Genomic DNA, 18,314 nt, shown 5'->3' with positions numbered 1-18,314 from the left:
AAATGAGCAAATTTACAGACGACATATTGACCAGCCTTTTGGCTAACTTTACTATTGCTGAAAAAGAATATATTTTTCAACCATTAACTGATGGGTATATTAACGATACTTTTTTGGTTTTAGAGAACGACACCCCACTATACATACTTCAAAGGGTAAATCATCTGGTCTTTAAAAATATCTATGGACTCATGAACAATGTTCACAAAGCCTTAGAAAATCTTGAAGATGATGATTACCACAAAATTACTTTGGTAAAAACACATGGTGGCAAGAGCTTTTTTGAAACCAGCGAAGGCGATAAAGCCTATTGGAGGTTAATGACCTACATAGACCAAAGTACTGCTCATAATACTACTGAAGACCCTGAAATTGCTTTCGAAGCTGGAAGAATTATTGGTAAATTTCATCTACTGCTGAATAATGTAAAAGTTGATGACTACGTTGATACAATACCGAGATTTCACGATTTAGATTTACGTAAAGGTGAATTTGAAGAAGCTTTGCAGCATGCGGATGCTAACAAAAAGGAGATTGCAGCGAAAGACATTAGTTTTGCTACAGAAACATTGGCAATGCTTACTACAATGAATCAATCTGATTTGCCGATACGGATATGTCATAACGATACCAAACTCAACAACATACTTTTTTCTAAAGAAGCTAGCAAAGCACTTTGTTTGATAGATTTGGACACGATTATGAAGGGGCATTTTCATTTCGATTTTGGCGATGCTGTACGTACCATTGTCAACACAGCTCCGGAAGACGAACAGCAACATGAGAAAATTACGTTTAAAAAACCTTTGTTTGAAGCCTTTGTTAGTGGTATTGCTTCCAATGGTAGTTTTTTATCTACCGCTGAAATAGAAGCACTACCCTATGGAGCAATTTTACTTCCTTTTTTACATGGACTGAGAGCACTAACGGACTACCTAAACAACAATGTTTACTATAAGGTAGCCTATGAAAATCAAAATCTAGACCGCGGTAAAAGTCTTTTTGATTTCACTAAAAAAGCGTTATCAAATCTTGAATTCATGAAAGAGGTTACTACCGAAAAACTTGGTGCTTAATTATTTAGCAACTCCAAATTTATATATACAGGTAGAATGATATTTTTGACCGGGCTCCAATACTGTACTTGGAAAATCTGAATTATTTGGCGAATCTGGAAAGTGTTGCGTTTCCAAACAAAAGCTTCCTCTAGCCTCATAAGCCTTTTTAGACTTCCCAATAAAAGTGCCGTTTAAAAAGTTGCCAGAGTAAAATTGAACTCCAGGTTCATTGGTATAAACTTCTAAAGTTATTCCACTTTCTGGCTCTAAAACTTTGGCTGCCAAAACATTGCCTTCACTATCTAAAGGCTCCTTATTTAAAACATAATTATGATCATACCCCTTACCATAATTTAATTGCTCAGTATCAGAATTAATATCTTGTCCAATAGGCTTTGGGGTTCTAAAATCAAACGCTGTATTCTGCACATTTCTAATTTCTCCGGTAGGTATTAAACCTTCATCTACTGGAGTAAAAGCATCTGCATTAATCATCATAATATGCTTATTAACATCACCTGAAGCCTCACCAGCCAAATTAAAAAATGAATGATGGGTTAGGTTTACAATTGTAGCCTTATCAGTAGTTGCCTTATAATCTATTTTAAGTTCATTGTCATCCGTTAACTCATAACTTACAATTACCTTTAAATTACCAGGGTAACCTTCTTCCATATCTGGAGATGTTCTTGAAAATACAATAGAATTATCTGAATGCTCATCCACATCCCAAACAACAGCATTATACCCCTTTGTACCCCCATGCAAATGATTGCCATTATTATTCCCAACCAAAGCATATTTTTCGCCTTTTAATTCGAATTGACCTTTAGCTATTCTATTACCATAACGCCCAATTGTAGCGCCGAAAAACGCTCCACCAGGCTCCATAAAACCTTCTAATTTATCTGGCCCTAAAACAACATCAACAAAATCCCCATTTTTATCAGGCACATAAAGCGTAATAAGACGTTGCCCATAGTTAGTAAAAGTAACTTCAACCCCATTAGCATTCTTTAAAGTGAAGAACTTAGTCATCTTGCCATCTATTTCCTTTTCAAAATCAGAAGGATTTAAGCTATGTAAAGTTTTAGTCGGTATAGGTTGCGTACTATCTTGCATATGTGTTGTTTTTTTATCCTCCTTACAAGAAGAGAATAATACCATTATTAAAAGTAAAGAAACGATTTTTTTCATTTTACTGAATTGAATAATATTTACGGAATACATAAATTAATTTAAGGACTTTAACCAAAATGGACTACCTCAAAAGAAATAAGTTAAACATGTGATAACTCAACTCATTTGAAATTCTTTCATGATACAGGGGATTCATTAAAAATAAGAACAATTTAAATACTAAATCCTAACAAATTAAAAATTCAACATAATTGTTTGATGATCGGAATTTTTATAATTTGTTACAATTCTAAAAAGCTTTTAAAATGTCACAAAACTTTAAAATACTATTTTCATTAACGATTTGTTGTTTATTTCTAAACACTAGTTTTGCTCAAGAGAATGACGGTTGGATTTCTTTATTTAATGGTAAAGATTTCGATGGTTGGAAAGTTGGCGAAAATGCAGAAACTTTTTCTATTGCCGACGGAACTATTAAAGTAGCCGGACCTAAAGCACATTTATATTATGTTGGTGCAATTGAAAATCACGAATTTAAAGACTTTGAATTTAAAGCTTCCGTAATGACCAAGCCAGGTTCTAATTCTGGAATATATATTCATACGCAATACGAAGAATCAAGTTGGCCTATACATGGCTATGAAGTACAGGTAAACAACACACAAAGTGATTGGCGAAGATCAGGCAGTTTATACCAGATTGTTGACGTAAAAGAGAATTATGTAAACGACAATGAATGGTATACTGAGTATATTAAAGTAGAAGGAAAAAGAATCATTATAAAAATTAATGATATTGTAGTGGTAGACTACACCGAACCAGAAGAACCATTACGCGAAGGTGAACGCATTTATAGAGTACTAAGCAGTGGGACATTTGCGCTACAGGGCCACGACCCCAATAGTATAATCTTCTATAAAGACATTATGGTGAAACCCCTAAAAGACAAATAAAAAATATTTTAGCTTATTTTAAAGAAAATTGTTTGCGCAATTGAATAAGCACCGTATATTTGCACACGCTTTGCAAAAAGCATTTGAACAAGATTTGAATTTGACTGTTGTCAAAGTCAGCCTTAGGCAGATAAAATCATTGGTCTGGTAGTTCAGTTGGTTAGAATACCTGCCTGTCACGCAGGGGGTCGCGGGTTCGAGTCCCGTCCAGACCGCAGAAAGCTCTCAAGAAATTGGGGGCTTTTTTCGTTTATACTATTTCTTGAAAATTTAAATAAAATTGGTGCGGGTTCCCCCGAAGCGTCGGGGCCGTCCAGACCGCAGAAAGCTCTCAAGAAATTGGGGGCTTTTTTCGTTTATACTATTGCCTGAATATTTAAATAAAATTGGTGCGGGTTCCCCCGAAGCGTCGGGGCCGTCCAGACCGCAGAAGGCTCTCAAGAAATTGGGGGCTTTTTTCGTTTATACTATTGCCTGAATATTTAAATAAAATTGGTGCGGGTTCCCCCGAAGCGTCGGGGCCGTCCAGAAAGCAGAAAGCTCTTAATTGACCATAAGCAGTCCTCTAAGTTTATAGAATTCATAATTCATTTGCGTCAGTAAAAAAACGTATTACGATAATCAGCCCCTCACTTGTCAAGTATTTTTGTTTCAGAATATAAATAGAATCAGATTCCCCATGAGTAGAAGTTCGTAAATAATTAATAGTGGGAATCATAAAAAATACAATTATATGAAACAAATAGGAATGGCGCTGATGGCCACAATTTTAATGACTACGCCTTTGATGGCACAGGAAAAAGACATCACTATGAATCTTGACAATTTTGACGAGTTGAAAGCTTTTGACCAAATAAATGTCAATTTGGTAAAAAGTGATAAAAACTGGGCAAGTATATCTGGAGACGATACCGATGAGGTCAAAATTGTAAATAATGATGGCCGATTGAAAATTCGTATGGAACTAGATAATTTTATGGATGGAAACGAAACCACTGTTACTCTTTATCACACCGAAGACTTACAATTGGTAGATGCCAATGAAGGTGCAAAGATTACTTCTTCCGATAAACTTGTGGCTAAGTATTTGACACTACGCACTCAAGAGCGTGGCGAAATACAAACAGAAGTGAACACCCGAAATTTGGATAGTAAAGCAGTTTCCGGTGGAATTATAAAATTATCAGGAAACGCAGAAAATCAAGACGTGAACATTCGTAGTGGCGGTCAATACAACGCAAAAGATTTACAATCGAATCAAACTGATATCACAATTTTCGCAGGTGGTAATGCAACCGTTACAACTGAAGAATTTGTAGCTGCCAATGTTACCGCAGGTGGAACCATTGAAATCTATGGAAACCCTGGAACAGTAAAAGAAGATAAAACGCTAGGTGGTTCGATTATTATGAGATAATAAGCGAGAAACCAAACAATATTGAAAAGGGGATGGGGTCATACTCTATCCCTTTTTTTGTTCCAATAATTAATCCAAATTAAATTTTGATAAAACACAAATCACATAACAATATCTGGACTGCTATTGCAGTAATACTTTTTACTACGCTATTGACAGGATGCGCTACTCACAAACTACAATATGAGGAAAACTTAACTATCGTGTCTTCTCAAAAGAAAAAATCGCACACTATATTTCTGGCTAGCGGTTTAGGTAACGAAAATGAAAAATCAAACAAAAAAATAACCCATATTTTAAAAAATCGATTAGAGAAGGCCAATGCAAATAGCACACTTTTATTTGTGGGTGATAATATTTCAGGTAAGAAGAATTCTTGGCAAAGTAACCAAGAGTTAATCGACAGACAATTGGCTTTGACTGAAGGTTTTAATGGCTCAGTTACTTTTTTACCCGGAAACAATGAATGGAAGAGTCGACATATTGATTCCATTCAACGGGTGGAAGAATATTTAGACGAAGTAGAAACGCAAGATGACTACGTACTACCAAAAAATGGCTGTCCTCTAGAATTTAAGGTTATTAACGATTCCCTCGATATATTGTTCGTAGATTCACAATGGTTTATTTCAAACTGGTCGCGCGTAAAAGGTATTAATAAAAAATGTACCGATATTGTAACACGAAGACGATTTACCGAAGAGTTGGAAGGTTACATTAATGATGCTCAAGGCAAAAACCTCTTGATTGCCATGCACCATCCAATATTTAGTAATGGGGAAAATGCAGGGCACAAGAGCTTCGGAAACCATATGACTCCTGTTCCTGTTCTAGGTACGCTCATAAACGGGATTAACGATTTGGGAGCTTTTTCACCCGAAAACCTACTTTCTAGGCGTTATAACTATTTGCGCATTCTGGTGAGTTCATTAGCTAAAGCTTCTGACCGTGTTACCATTGTTTCTGGTCATGAGGAAAGTCTGCAATATCTTTCTGGTGGTGATATCCATCAGATTATAAGTGGTTCGCTGGGTAGCAAAGCAACTACTAAGCGAACAACAAGTAGTATTAATACTGTTGGTGGGAGATTGCCATATAAAGGACATTTCACCTATGGTGAGCAGGGTTTTGCGCAATTGGATTATTTTGAAGACGGATCTTCACAAGTTTCCTTTATCACTGCGGATAAAATATTTGAGCCCATTCAAGTATTACCTGAATTTTCCGAAAAATCATTCAAAGAGTCTTATAAGAAGGTTTCTTCTAATTTAGTAATAGATTCCGTTTATGGATCGGAAAAAAAAATGAAACGCAGCAAATTTTTTAAATTCCTTTGGGGAGAACGCTATCGAGATTATTTTCATACAGCTGTCACTGCTCCGGTAGCCTACTTGGAGACCTTACATAGCGGGCTAAAATTTACGAAGAAAGGCGGGGGACACCAATCGTATTCTATTCGATTGGAAGATCAAAACCAGCGAGAATTCGCCATGCGTTCATTGCGAAAAGACCCCCTAAAGTATTTAAAATTCAGCGTTCGTGGAGTGGCATATACAGAAGACGATTATATGGGCACACTTCCCGAAAAATTGATTTCTGATTTTTTCACTACTGCGCATCCATATATGCAACTAATTATAAATCCTTTAGCCAAGGCTATAGATGTCAATCACGCAAATACGCAACTTTTTTATATCCCTAAACAATCTGAATTAAAACGGTTGAATGATGAATTCGGAGATGAACTTTATTTTATCGAACAACGGCCATCGGATGAGCAACTGAATTTTAAAGGCTATCGAAGAACAATTGATGAAAAAGGAAAAATAACTGAATTCGAAAGTACAACCGACATGCTTGAGAAAATTAAGAGTGATGAATCGTATTCTGTAGATCAACAGAGTTACGTTCGCGCCCGCGTTTTTGATATGCTACTTGGAGATTGGGATCGCCATCAAGACCAATGGCGTTGGGCAGAATATGAAACCACTGATGGGGAAAAGGAATTTATGCCGGTACCTCGAGATAGGGATAATGCCTTTCCAAAATTCGATGGGACTGCTGTTGATATTATTCAATGGTTTATCCCAATTACAAGACAATGGCAATCCTACGGACCGACCATAAAAAATACAAAATGGCTCAATTACAATGGCAGCCGATTAGATAAGGCTTTGCTTACTAAATACGATGCCGACGGCTGGGAACAAGAAGCAATATATATTCAAGAGAATTTATCTGAAGAACAAATTGACAAGGCATTTTTACGTTTACCGAAAGAAGTACAGGACAGTACCGCCAACTACATAAAATACAGTCTAAAACAACGGTTAAAAAACTTACATGTTTATGCTAAGGAATACGGAGCCTATCTCGATAAACGAATTGCTCTGTATGCCTCAGAAAAAGATGATGAAATTAAAATAATCCGACAAGAAGATGGGAGAACCAAAGTCGTAATAAGGAGATTATTGTCAGACGAAAAAAACGAAAAATTCTTTGAGCGAACTTTTGATGCTAAGCATACCAAAGAGCTATGGATATATGGCTTAGGAGATAATGACAATTTTATTGTTGAAGGCGATGGAAATGCTAAAATATTCGTTCGTCTAATTGGCGGATACGGTAAGGATGACTTTGACATTAAAAACCGTAAGGCTTTAAAAGTTTATGACTGGAAACAAGAAGAAAGCGAGTTTGAAGGTAAAAATCCAGCAAAACAATTAACCGACGTCTATACTACAAATACCTTTCATTGGCGCTATTTTAAACCCAATCGAAATATTTTAGTTCCTAATTTTGATTTTAGGACCGATGATGGTTTTTCAATAGGTGTTAAAAATACATATATAAAAAATGGTCTAAATGGGAATCCATTTCGCCAGAAGCATACGTTGGCGGCTAAATATTTTTTTAATTTTCAAGCAACGGAGCTTAATTATAGCGGTATTTTCGCCAACATTATACCGAAATGGAACTTTGAAGTTGACGGGTATTATTCTACGCAGCGCTATGCTCAGAACTTTTTTGGATATGGAAATGAAAGTATCAATGAGCAAGATCTTCTTTCCAAAGATTTCTATCGGGCCCGAACAGAACAACTAAAATTACAGGCAGGCGTGGCTTATCACACGCTACGTCTCAAAGCTCTTTATGAATCTTTTCAGGTGGAAGAAATGGGAGACCGTTTCTTTACTAAATCGAATTTCGACACTCCAATTTTTGAACGGCAAAACTATGTAGGCGCAGAAACATCAGCATATTATTATAATGATAATGCCGATGATTTTCCAACCAAGGGATTGTACTTTGGATTAACTACTGGCTATAAAACCAATACAACTTTGAAGAATAACAGCTTTGGATATTTTAAATTCCGAACCGAGATTATTCATAAATTAATTCCCTCAGGAAATTTAGTTCTCAGTACAAAAGCCGAATATAAAACCAATTTCGGGAATGATTATTTTTTCTACCATGCACCATCCATTGGTGGAAATAATGGATTAAGAGGTTTTCGTGATGAACGATTTGTAGGTAAATCGTATTTCTACCATTCCTCCGATTTAAGGGTTCGACTTAAACGGTATGTAACTGCACTTACACCTGTTACGGTCGGAGCTTATGGGGGCTTTGACTATGGTCGGGTATGGCAACCGAATGAAGATTCCAAAAACTGGCATACTTCCCAAGGAATCGGAGTATGGGCGAGCGCTGGAAATTATTTAGCATTCAACTTAGGATATTTTAATTCTGTTGAGGGCAACCTCTTCCAATTCGGATTTGGATTTGGGTTTTAGAAGCCATTTTAATTATTAACCCATAAAAGACTATAGATATGATACTAACACTTGAGAGAGCAGAACAAAGGGTTACCGACTTACTTTCCAAAAAACTCCCTGCGGAATATATGTTCCATAATCTAAGACATACCCAGCAGGTTGTCGCCAATGCCGAAGAGATTTTGGAAGCCATGGAAATTCCCGAAGTGCAGCAAAAAAATATTTTATTAGCCGCTTGGTTTCATGATACTGGATACATTCACGGAGCAGAAAACCACGAAGAGAAAAGCTGTGTTTATGCACGAAAATTTCTTGAAGATGAAAAACTTTCAACTACTGAAATAGAAAATATTTGTTCAATTATTCTAGCGACCAAAAGAAATCACTCCCCTAATAACGATCTGGAAAAAATCATTCGCGATGCGGACTCGGGTCATCTAGCCAAAAAAAACTTTCGTTCAATTTCGGAAATGTTACGAGTTGAACTACAAAAAACAAAGAAGGCTCAATATAAGCCAAGTGAATGGCGTACCATGAATATTGAAATGTTTCGAATTGAACATCAATTTTATACTGCTTACGCAAAAAATAATTGGCAAGAAGAAAAAGACAAGAATTTAAGGCGATTGGCTAAGGATGGCAAAAAGGAAAGGAGGCTTATCAAAAAAGAAAAATTGAAAGCAAAATATAAAAGTGAGATTCCTGACAGGGGCGTACAAACCTTATACCGAACAACCCTTAGAAACCATATTAAACTCAGCGATATTGCCGATACCAAATCGAATATTCTGTTATCGGTTAATGCCATTATTATCTCGTTGGCATTATCGAATTTGATTCCGAAATTGGATAACCCCTCGAATGACTATCTGATTATCCCAACCTTGATTTTTATTCTTTTTAGTATTATTTCAATGATACTATCCATTAGTGCTACCAGACCAAATGTAACGAGCGGCACCTTTACCAAAGAAGATGTTAAACAGAAAAAAGTGAACCTTTTATTCTTCGGAAATTTCCATAAAATGAAATTGGAAAATTATGAAGAAGCCATTTCAACTATGATAAAAGACAAGGACTACATCTATAGTTCGCTAACCAAAGACTTGTATTATTTAGGTGTCGTTTTAGAGCGGAAATATAGAATTTTACGGTGGACCTACACTGTATTTATGATTGGCATAATTCTTTCGGTCATCGCTTTTGGAGTTGGATTTCACTATTTTGGTCCTGAACGGGTATTAGAAAATGTGGTACTCCAAAATCACTAAACGTTGAACCTGTAAAAAGCACACTATGAACGAATTATTCACTAGCTCTAATGCATCTCTATTTTATGTCTTGGGAAGTATACTTGCAATTTTATTGTTTTATCTGCTGCTGCAGTGGATCTTGAAAAGACTTGGAAAAAACCCGAAATATCTGATACCTATAAATGCAGTGCGTCGAATTAGCGACCCCATTTTGGTAATGCTTCTATCACTTTTAATTCGTATTCCAGCATTACGAACATTATTGGGTTTTGCCGAAGAGTCTTATTGGTTTAAAAAAGTAAGTTCACTAATCTTCATTTTTGCCACCACTTGGTTAATTTTAAATCTTATAAAAATTGTTAAGCATCATGTTTTACGAAAATATGATATTGATGCCGCCGATAACCTAAAGGCACGCCAAGTCACCACTCAGTTTAACATTTTAGAACGAATTATCATTTTTTTAGTCATTTTTTTGGCCGTAGGTGTTGCATTAATAAGTTTTGAAGAAATTCGTGAAATAGGTGTTAGTATTTTTGCCTCAGCAGGAGTTGCAGGAATTATTATTGGTTTTTCCGCACAGAAAATGATTGCAACTTTTCTTGCGGGAATTCAAATTGCTGTTGCACAACCAATAAAATTAGACGATGTAGTCATTGTTGAAGGAGAGTGGGGAAGAATAGAAGAAATTACACTTACTTATGTGGTTGTAAAAATCTGGGATAAACGACGGTTGATTGTTCCGACCACCTATTTTATAGAGCAGCCTTTTCAGAATTGGACCAAGACTTCAGCGGACTTACTTGGCACTGTATTTATGTATACGGATTATCAAGTACCTATTGATGTTCTACGTAACGAATTGACACGTATACTTAAAAAAACAGACCTATGGGATGGCGAAGTAAATAATATACAAGTAACGGATTCAAAAGCTGATCATGTAGAACTAAGGGCTTTGATGAGCGCCAAGGATTCTTCTACCGCTTGGGATTTAAGAGTACATGTTAGAGAACAATTATTGGGTTTCTTACAAAGGGAATATCCACAAAGCATTGCGCATACACGATTGTTAGTGAAGAACAGCGAATTTGGAAAAAATAAAGAGCACAGCTAGTAATTATATCTCACCATTATCTTCCAAAGCATTTAACATTGCTGGTGCTCCAGCATCATCACAGTCAGTTTCCATATCTGTTTCGTAAATTATTTTAAGTTAATCAAAACATGATAAACTTAAAATTTGAAAAAGATATAAAACAATGATTTTTACAGAAACCGAAGATGATGACATCCAATTAAATTTTAAAAATTTCTAACTAAAAACTAAGTGATTAGAGAAATCCAAATTATCCAAAATATAACATTTACACTGATTGTTCTTTGAAAGATGACATAATTTCTGGGACAATAAATCCTTATAAATTTACAAGTAAACAATGCTTCGATTTAGTATTTAGCAACTCGAATAATTTAGGTAATTTGTGAATTATTCTTTTACAAAATATTCGTCAACTTTATATTAAAGAACTTTTATGACACGCCTTATAATTCTCATCGTTCTATTATTAACAAATTTACTTTCTAATCCTCAATCAGAAATAGATCATTTGGCATATCAAAACATCCAACCTGATAAAATACTAGTTTATAAAACTATAGATACTACAAAACTAAAACTGCATGTTTTTAACCCAAAAGCGCATACCTCCGCAAATAAAAAACCTGCAATAGTATTTTTCTTTGGTGGTGGATGGACCGGTGGTACACCGAAGCAATTTTATGAGCAAGCCGATTATTTTGCCGATAAAGGTATTGTAGCAATTTCAGCTGATTATCGCGTTAAAAGCAGAAACAACACTTCTCCTTTTGAAAGTGTTAAAGATGCAAAATCTGCTATTCGCTGGGTTCGAAAACATGCAACCGAGCTTGGTATCGACCCTAATAAAATTATTGCTTCTGGCGGATCTGCCGGAGGTCATATTGCTGCATGTACGGGTACTATAGACGGATATGAAGAACCAGGCGAAGATTTATCCATTAGTTCCAAACCCAATGCAATGATTTTATTTAACCCCGTTTTAGATACTACAGGTAAAGGTTATGGATTAAATAAAGTAGGAGTAGACAAACAAACAGAAATTTCGCCCAACCATCATATACAAAAAGGAATTGTACCTACCCTAATATTTCATGGCACAGGAGATACAACCGTCCCATTTGAAAATGCACAACGATTTACCAATCTTATGCTTGAAGCTGGTAATGCCTGCGAATTAATTGCTTTTGAAGGCAGAAAACATGGCTTCTTTAACGGGTCTTTTTTTCGACCGAAAATTAAAAACACAACAGACTATGAGAAAACTATTGAAAAGAGTACAGCATTTCTCACCAAATTAGGTTACTTAAAAAAGGATGATTTTCAAAATCCTAATATCATCATAATCTACACTGATGACCAAGGCTATGGCGATGTTAGCGCACTAAACAAATCTTCAAAATTTAAAACACCCAACATAGACAGAATTGCTAATGAAGGTGTCACATTTACTGACGGGCACAGCAGCGACGCCGTTTGCACCCCATCTCGATATTCATTATTAACTGGACGTTATAGCTGGCGAACTTCACTAAAAAAGGGAGTACTAAATGCTGATGGCCCTTGTTTAATTGAAAAGGATAGAATGACAATAGCATCCTTACTTCAAAAAAATGGTTACAATACAGCAATGATTGGAAAATGGCACCTACAGATGGAATTTGAAGGATCCTTCAATAAAAATAGAGATTGGACTAAACCATTTAAAGATGGACCAATAGATAAAGGATTTGATTATTTCTTTGGGATTCCTGCATCAATGAATTACGGCGTTTTAACTTATCTTGAAAATGATCGCGTTCTAGACCCTCCCGTACTTTACACCAAAAAGAAAATGGATACAAATTTGAGGTCTTTCGGGGATAAAGTTAGACCTCATAGCTATCGAATGACACCTCCTTATGAAAATATGCCTAGAGGTAAAGGTGATTGGGTAGAGGCCGCTCCATCTTTTAACGATGAACTTGTTCTACAAACTCTTGCAGACAAAGCAGTAAGTTATATTAATCAAGCTGCTACTGATTCTAAAAAAGACAAACCGTTCTTTTTATATCTTCCATTAACTAGTCCACATTTACCGCATGCTACTCACCCAGATTTTCAAGGAAAAAGTAATTGTGGAAATTATGGGGATTTTATGGAGGAAACAGATTTTCGTGTCGGACAAATACTTGAAGCACTTGAAGCTAATGAGATTGAAAAAAACACTTTAGTTATATTTTCTTCCGATAATGGTGCAGAAACCAATTACACCTATCAAAAAGAAAAATACAATCACGATAGCAGCTTAAATTTTAAAGGTGGCAAACGTGATATTTATGAAGGTGGCCATAGAGTTCCTTTTTTGATGCGTTGGCCCGACGAAATAAAAGCTGGAAAAAAAATAAACAACCCTGTTTGTCAAACGGACTATCTGGCAACCATAGCAGATATTGTCAATGCAGACATTCCTGAGAATGCTGGCGAAGATAGTTTTAGTTTATACCCCTTGCTAAAAAATGACTCCCATAATAAATTTACAAGAGGTGCATTAATTCATCATTCAGTTACTGGTCACTTTGCAATTCGTAATGGAAAATGGAAGTTAAATATGTTCCGGGGTTCTGGTGGGTCATTAAAACCAACTTTTATAGAACCAGGTCCTAAAGAAGCCATTTATGAACTCTATAATATGGAAGATGACCCTTCAGAAACGAATAACCTCTATTTTGAGCATCCCGATATAGTAAAGGAACTTACCCAAGAATTAACTTCATTAATTACCAATGGTAGGTCGACACCAGGAAACCCTCAAAACTACATCAAAGACAATTGGCCACAACTTACTTGGATGGAATTGTCTGAATAATGAAACCAATATTTTATATTATGATGAACTCTATCTTCAAAAAAACTTTTTCAACACATATTCCCTTCCTTTTACTTATTCCCTTTTTCAGTTGTGTTGAAAAACAAAAAGATACTTCTGAGGTTAAGGAGATAGCAATTGAACCTCCGAACATCATCCTTTTAATGGCTGATGATCAAGGGTGGGGAGATATTGGTTACAATGACCACCCTTATTTAAAAACCCCCAATTTAGATGCCATGGCCGCAAACGGAGCTGTGTTTGAACGTTTTTATGCAGCATCTGCCGTTTGCTCACCAACACGCGGTAGCGTAATGACTGGTAGGCACCCTATGCGATACGGAATCTGCTATGCCAATTGTGGTCATATCAAAAAAGAAGAAGTGACTTTAGCGGAAATGGTTAAAGAAAAAGGATATACCACAGGACATTTTGGCAAATGGCATTTAGGAACTTTAACACGAGATACTTTAGATGCGAACAGAGGTGGTAACCCTAAATATGATAACGACTACGCACCACCCTGGGAACATGGTTTTGATGTAAGTTTCGTTACCGAATCTAAAGTACCCACTTACAATCCTATGATTACACCACCGTCTACATCTGGTGATGTGAATGGAAAACTTAAGGAAGGCAAACCTTTTAATACTTTTTATTGGACTGGTCCAAATAAAATCGAAACAGAAAATCTAGAAGGTGATGATTCAAGAGTAATAATGAATCGGGTAATTCCGTTTATTGAAGATGCCACAAAATCAAAAAAACCTTTTCTTTCCGTAGTTTGGTTTCACACCCCTCACCTACCCGTAATTGCTGGTGAAGATCATAAAAAAATTTACAGCGAATTTTCGGAAGATCAACAACACTATTACGGTGTTTTAACTGCTTTAGACGAACAAATAGGAAGATTAAGAACCGAACTTAGAAAATTGAGTATTGAAGACAATACTATTCTATTTTACACGAGTGATAATGGTCCTGAAGGTAAAGTTGTAACCGGCAGAACTCAAGGTATTACTAATGGATTGAAAGGAAGAAAACGAAGTTTATATGAAGGTGGAATTAGAGTTCCAGGAATTATCGAATGGCCAAATACTATAAAACCAAATACCAAAGTAAATACGCCTTGTTTTACCTCAGATTATTTTCCAACGATTGCAAATCTCTTAGAAATTGACATAGAAAAATACAACCGACCTTACGATGGATTAGATATTTTACCTTTTGCACTCCAAACAAAGAAAACAAGAACTAAACCCCTCGCATTTAGCATTGAAAATTATGCAGTTTTAATTGAAGATCGATATAAGATTCACCGTGATGACCCAAAAAGCCCATTTGAATTATACGATATTATTAATGACGCAGCAGAACAAAATAATCTGGCCATTCAAAATCCAGAAAAATTAAGTGAAATGATATCTGTTTGGAATATTTGGGAGCAATCGAGAGCAGCTAGTGCACAAGGAGATGATTATTAATTTGTCGTCAATATCCATACAAAAACAGCTCTTAATAACAGCTTAATATGAAATAGAAACAGCAGTAAATTAATACTATTGTTACTTGAAAGATTATCAACTTCACCTTTTTAAGCCTTTAAAATTAACATATTGATAAAATTGTCCATGTTTTTGAAGCAAATGTCCATTCCTGCAATTAAGAGTAAGATTATGTTTGATGAAACTTTTAATCAACATAACAAAAATGAAAAAACTCAAACTATTAATGGCACTTCTAGCTTTAGGAGTTACATCAGTTTCATTTGCACAAACACAAATTACAGGTGTTGTACTTGATGATGCTAATGTTCCCTTGCCAGGTGCTAGTGTAATTGAAAAAGGAACGACAAATGGTGTTGTATCCGATTTCGACGGAAACTTTACCATCTCAGTAACTGATGGCACAGCATTAGAAATATCATATATAGGGTATGAAACCAAAGAAATTCTTTTAGACGGATCTATAAATTATAGTATTCAACTCGGGGAATCTTCAACTAGTTTAGAAGAAGTTGTCGTTATCGGATATGGCGCTGTCAAGAAAAGCGACCTAACTGGTGCTGTTTCATCACTAAGCACAGAAACCCTAACTGAACAAAGAAAAACAGATCTTGGACAAGCACTACAAGGTAGAGTGGCAGGTGTAGATATTCGAGCACTCAGTTCAAAACCAGGAGCTCCGCTTTCAATTAAAATTAGAGGTAATACGGTAATCACTAACACCAATGCAGGGCGTGACGGTATTAGTAACGACCTTGTTGATGATTTATCAAAACCTTTATACGTAGTAGATGGTATTTTCTTTGAGGATATTAACGTATTAAATCCAGCAGATATTCAACAGATGGACATTCTTAAAGATGCTTCCGCCACTGCTATATATGGTTCAAGGGGTGCAAACGGAGTTGTGATTATTACAACTAAAAACGGAATAGAAGGAAAAACAGTTTTTAATTATGATTCTTCTTTTGGGTTACGTACCGCCACTAATATACCAGATTTATATAATGGCCCTGAATATGTAAATTTCGTGGACGATGTTTTACGAGCTAGAGCTTGGGCCGGCGTGGGATCTGTAGCAGATTACAATAATGTAGCGATTGACCGTTCAACTGAATTTCAAATTTCGAATGAAGAAGCGAGTAATGTAGCCGCAGGAAGATATACCGATTGGATGGACCTTTATAGAAAAACAGGAATTCAGACCAGTCACAATCTGGGCATGTCAGGAGGTCAAAATGGATTAGTTTATAATGCTTCTTTAGGATATCTTCATGATGAAGGTGTTATGGGTATTGAGGAATATGAGCGCTACAATATAAGCGCCTCGGTTTCAAAAAAGATTTCAGACCAAATGACCGTTGGCGTGAAAGCTTATTTAGCACTCTCTGAACGAGAAGAAGGCAGTAGAGAATTATTTAGAAGTACCTTACGATTGGCGCCAACTGTAAACCCTTTTGATGCTAATGGAGAAGCTATTTTGTTTCCAGATGATCAAGATCTTCGCTTTGTTCACCCTATTTATGATGCAAATGGTGCCTGGCAAAATAATAGTAGATCCTTAGATGTAATAGCCAATGTATTTTTAAACTACAAACCTGCCAAATGGATTAACTTTAAAACCCAATTTGCTCCTAACATTAATTCACAACGTTTTGGAGAATACAGAGGCCTTTTAACCAAGTCCTCACGTAATGACCCCAGTCGTATTCAATCTCACTATCAGACGGATTTAAACACTTCGTACACTTGGGATAATATATTAGATTTTGATTTTGATCTTAATGCGAATCATAATTTAAAAACTACTTTAATTACCTCACTTTATTACAACAATAAAGAAGGTAGTAATATTCAAGTAAGAAATTTTGACACAGATGCTTACTTATATTTTAATACTCAGGGTGGAGCTGATGTTCCTAGAGATTATGGAAGCTTTTACTCTAAACAATCACTAGCCTCTTTTGCTGGTCGCTTAAATTATTCTTTTAAAGACAAATACTTATTTACTTTTACTGGTAGATATGATGGCTCATCTAAATTATCTGAAGGCAATAAATGGAATTTCTTTCCATCGGCTGCTTTCGCATGGCGTGCTAGTGAAGAACAATTTTTACAGAATGCTGATTGGTTAAGCAACTTAAAATTACGACTAAGCTACGGTGAAGCTGGTAATGATAGCACTATAGATGCCTACAGTTCTCTTGCCTTTTTAGACCCGGCAAATTATATTTATGGCGATGCAACAAGTGTTGGCAAAGTTGTAGGTGGTTTGCCAAATGCAGACTTAACATGGGAGGTGTCTAAGGAGTATAATTTTGGATTAGATTTCTCTATACTCAATAATAGAATTGGTGTTGGCTTTGAGTATTATGACAAAACTACTGAAGGCAGTATTCTTGCCAGAACTTTATCCAGTATTACGGGGTATGACTCCGCTTTAGGTAATTTTGGATCCGTTAGAAACAGTGGTGTCGAATTAACTTTAAACACCGTAAATGTGAAAACCGATAATTTCACTTGGAAAAGCAACATAAACTTTACAAAAAACAATAATGAAATTTTAGAACTTGATGGAGATTTAACCGAAATACCATACGGAAATCATGGAGTGCTAAAGGTTGGAGAACCAGTTGATGCAATATGGAATTATGCTGTTTCCGGAATTTGGCAAATAGATGAGGCGGCAGAAGCTACTATCTATGGCTCTAGACCTGGCCAATACAAATTTACAGATCAAAATAATGATGGCATATTAGATCAAGATGACAAAGTAATACTCGGTCAGAACTCACCTGATTGGATTGCTGGTATGACAAATACATTCAATTATAAAAACTTAGAATTAAATGTACAAGTAAATACAAGACAAGGCTCTTATGGTCATTCCGAATTTCTACAGAATTTTGCTCCAGCTGGGGATCGTGCTACTTTCAACAGTTTAGATATAGATTATTGGACCCCTAACAATCCCACTGGAACTTATACTATTCCAGATTATGGTGGTACAGGATGGACATATGAAGATATGTCTTTTGTAAGAATCAGCAATATTGGTATGGCATATCAATTTCCCGACAATCTATTAGACAAATTGCGCCTAACAAATTTAAGAATGTCATTAGATGTTCAAAACCCATTTACTTTCACAGATTACTTAGGACCGGATCCAGAAACTGGGCTTCAGAATTCTTACAACATGGCATATGCTGTAAAAACAATCTTATTTGGTTTAAAATTAACCTATTAACTTAATAAA

10 protein-coding genes and 1 tRNA gene are annotated in these 18,314 nt (G+C 35.8%); 10 read left to right on the top strand and 1 reads right to left on the bottom strand.

All coding sequences use genetic code 11. From position 1 onward, the window contains the following. Positions 1–2: 2 nt before the first annotated feature. A complete protein-coding gene (locus tag UH7x_RS09815; RefSeq protein WP_482363549.1) occupies positions 3–1,076 on the top strand; it encodes a phosphotransferase enzyme family protein in 1,074 nt (357 codons plus the stop codon). Here UH7x_RS09815 and UH7x_RS09810 read toward each other — a convergent pair whose 3' ends face one another. Next, the gene (locus UH7x_RS09810) at positions 1,077–2,255 is read right to left on the bottom strand and encodes an aldose epimerase family protein (protein WP_482363548.1); all 1,179 of its coding nucleotides are present in this window, start codon (positions 2,253–2,255) and stop codon (positions 1,077–1,079) included. It abuts the gene before it with no gap. Positions 2,256–2,503: 248 nt separating this feature from the next. Between UH7x_RS09810 and UH7x_RS09805 the strand changes: the two genes are divergently transcribed. The 9 genes from UH7x_RS09805 (at position 2,504) to UH7x_RS09765 (ending at position 18,305) form a co-directional block, all read left to right on the top strand. Further along, on the top strand, positions 2,504–3,151 hold the full coding sequence (locus UH7x_RS09805) for a 3-keto-disaccharide hydrolase (RefSeq protein WP_482363547.1): 648 nt from the start codon (positions 2,504–2,506) through the stop codon (positions 3,149–3,151). A 141-nt stretch (positions 3,152–3,292) separates the two neighbouring features. After that, a tRNA-Asp gene (locus UH7x_RS09800) sits at positions 3,293–3,366 on the top strand. A 518-nt stretch (positions 3,367–3,884) separates the two neighbouring features. After that, positions 3,885–4,568 (top strand): head GIN domain-containing protein, encoded by a 684-nt coding sequence (locus UH7x_RS09795; RefSeq protein ID WP_482363546.1) that lies wholly within the window; start codon positions 3,885–3,887, stop codon positions 4,566–4,568. Between the two features lie 86 nt (positions 4,569–4,654). Then, a complete protein-coding gene (locus UH7x_RS09790; RefSeq protein WP_482363545.1) occupies positions 4,655–8,368 on the top strand; it encodes a ShlB/FhaC/HecB family hemolysin secretion/activation protein in 3,714 nt (1,237 codons plus the stop codon). Positions 8,369–8,406: 38 nt separating this feature from the next. Continuing rightward, complete coding sequence (locus UH7x_RS09785; protein ID WP_482363544.1) at positions 8,407–9,621, top strand: Pycsar system effector family protein; 1,215 nt, start codon at positions 8,407–8,409, stop codon at positions 9,619–9,621. A 25-nt stretch (positions 9,622–9,646) separates the two neighbouring features. Continuing rightward, positions 9,647–10,720 carry a mechanosensitive ion channel family protein gene (locus tag UH7x_RS09780; RefSeq protein ID WP_482363543.1) on the top strand — a complete coding sequence of 358 codons (1,074 nt, stop codon included), beginning with the start codon at positions 9,647–9,649 and terminating at the stop codon, positions 10,718–10,720. A 418-nt stretch (positions 10,721–11,138) separates the two neighbouring features. Beyond that, positions 11,139–13,550 carry a sulfatase-like hydrolase/transferase gene (locus UH7x_RS09775; protein ID WP_482363542.1) on the top strand — a complete coding sequence of 804 codons (2,412 nt, stop codon included), beginning with the start codon at positions 11,139–11,141 and terminating at the stop codon, positions 13,548–13,550. A gap of 20 nt (positions 13,551–13,570) precedes the next feature. Further along, positions 13,571–15,034: a sulfatase family protein gene (locus tag UH7x_RS09770; RefSeq protein WP_482363541.1), complete on the top strand. Its 1,464-nt coding sequence runs from the start codon at positions 13,571–13,573 to the stop codon at positions 15,032–15,034. Between the two features lie 226 nt (positions 15,035–15,260). Then, on the top strand, positions 15,261–18,305 hold the full coding sequence (locus UH7x_RS09765; protein WP_482363540.1) for a SusC/RagA family TonB-linked outer membrane protein: 3,045 nt from the start codon (positions 15,261–15,263) through the stop codon (positions 18,303–18,305). Positions 18,306–18,314: the final 9 nt, after the last annotated feature.

The sequence above is a fragment of the Aurantibacter sp. UH7 genome, from assembly GCF_056839165.1.
This window is presented reverse-complemented; position numbering and strand designations above follow the sequence as displayed.

Excerpts from the sequence above, each read along its gene's own strand:
- UH7x_RS09775 (WP_482363542.1), top strand. The coding sequence starts at position 11,139 with ATGACACGCCTTATAATTCTCATCGTTCTATTATTAACAAATTTACTT.
- UH7x_RS09770 (WP_482363541.1), top strand. The coding sequence starts at position 13,571 with ATGATGAACTCTATCTTCAAAAAAACTTTTTCAACACATATTCCCTTC.
- UH7x_RS09765 (WP_482363540.1), top strand. The coding sequence starts at position 15,261 with ATGAAAAAACTCAAACTATTAATGGCACTTCTAGCTTTAGGAGTTACA.
- UH7x_RS09785 (WP_482363544.1), top strand. The coding sequence starts at position 8,407 with ATGATACTAACACTTGAGAGAGCAGAACAAAGGGTTACCGACTTACTT.
- UH7x_RS09815 (WP_482363549.1), top strand. The coding sequence starts at position 3 with ATGAGCAAATTTACAGACGACATATTGACCAGCCTTTTGGCTAACTTT.
- UH7x_RS09780 (WP_482363543.1), top strand. The coding sequence starts at position 9,647 with ATGAACGAATTATTCACTAGCTCTAATGCATCTCTATTTTATGTCTTG.
- UH7x_RS09805 (WP_482363547.1), top strand. The coding sequence starts at position 2,504 with ATGTCACAAAACTTTAAAATACTATTTTCATTAACGATTTGTTGTTTA.
- UH7x_RS09795 (WP_482363546.1), top strand. The coding sequence starts at position 3,885 with ATGAAACAAATAGGAATGGCGCTGATGGCCACAATTTTAATGACTACG.
- UH7x_RS09810 (WP_482363548.1), bottom strand. The coding sequence starts at position 2,255 with ATGAAAAAAATCGTTTCTTTACTTTTAATAATGGTATTATTCTCTTCT.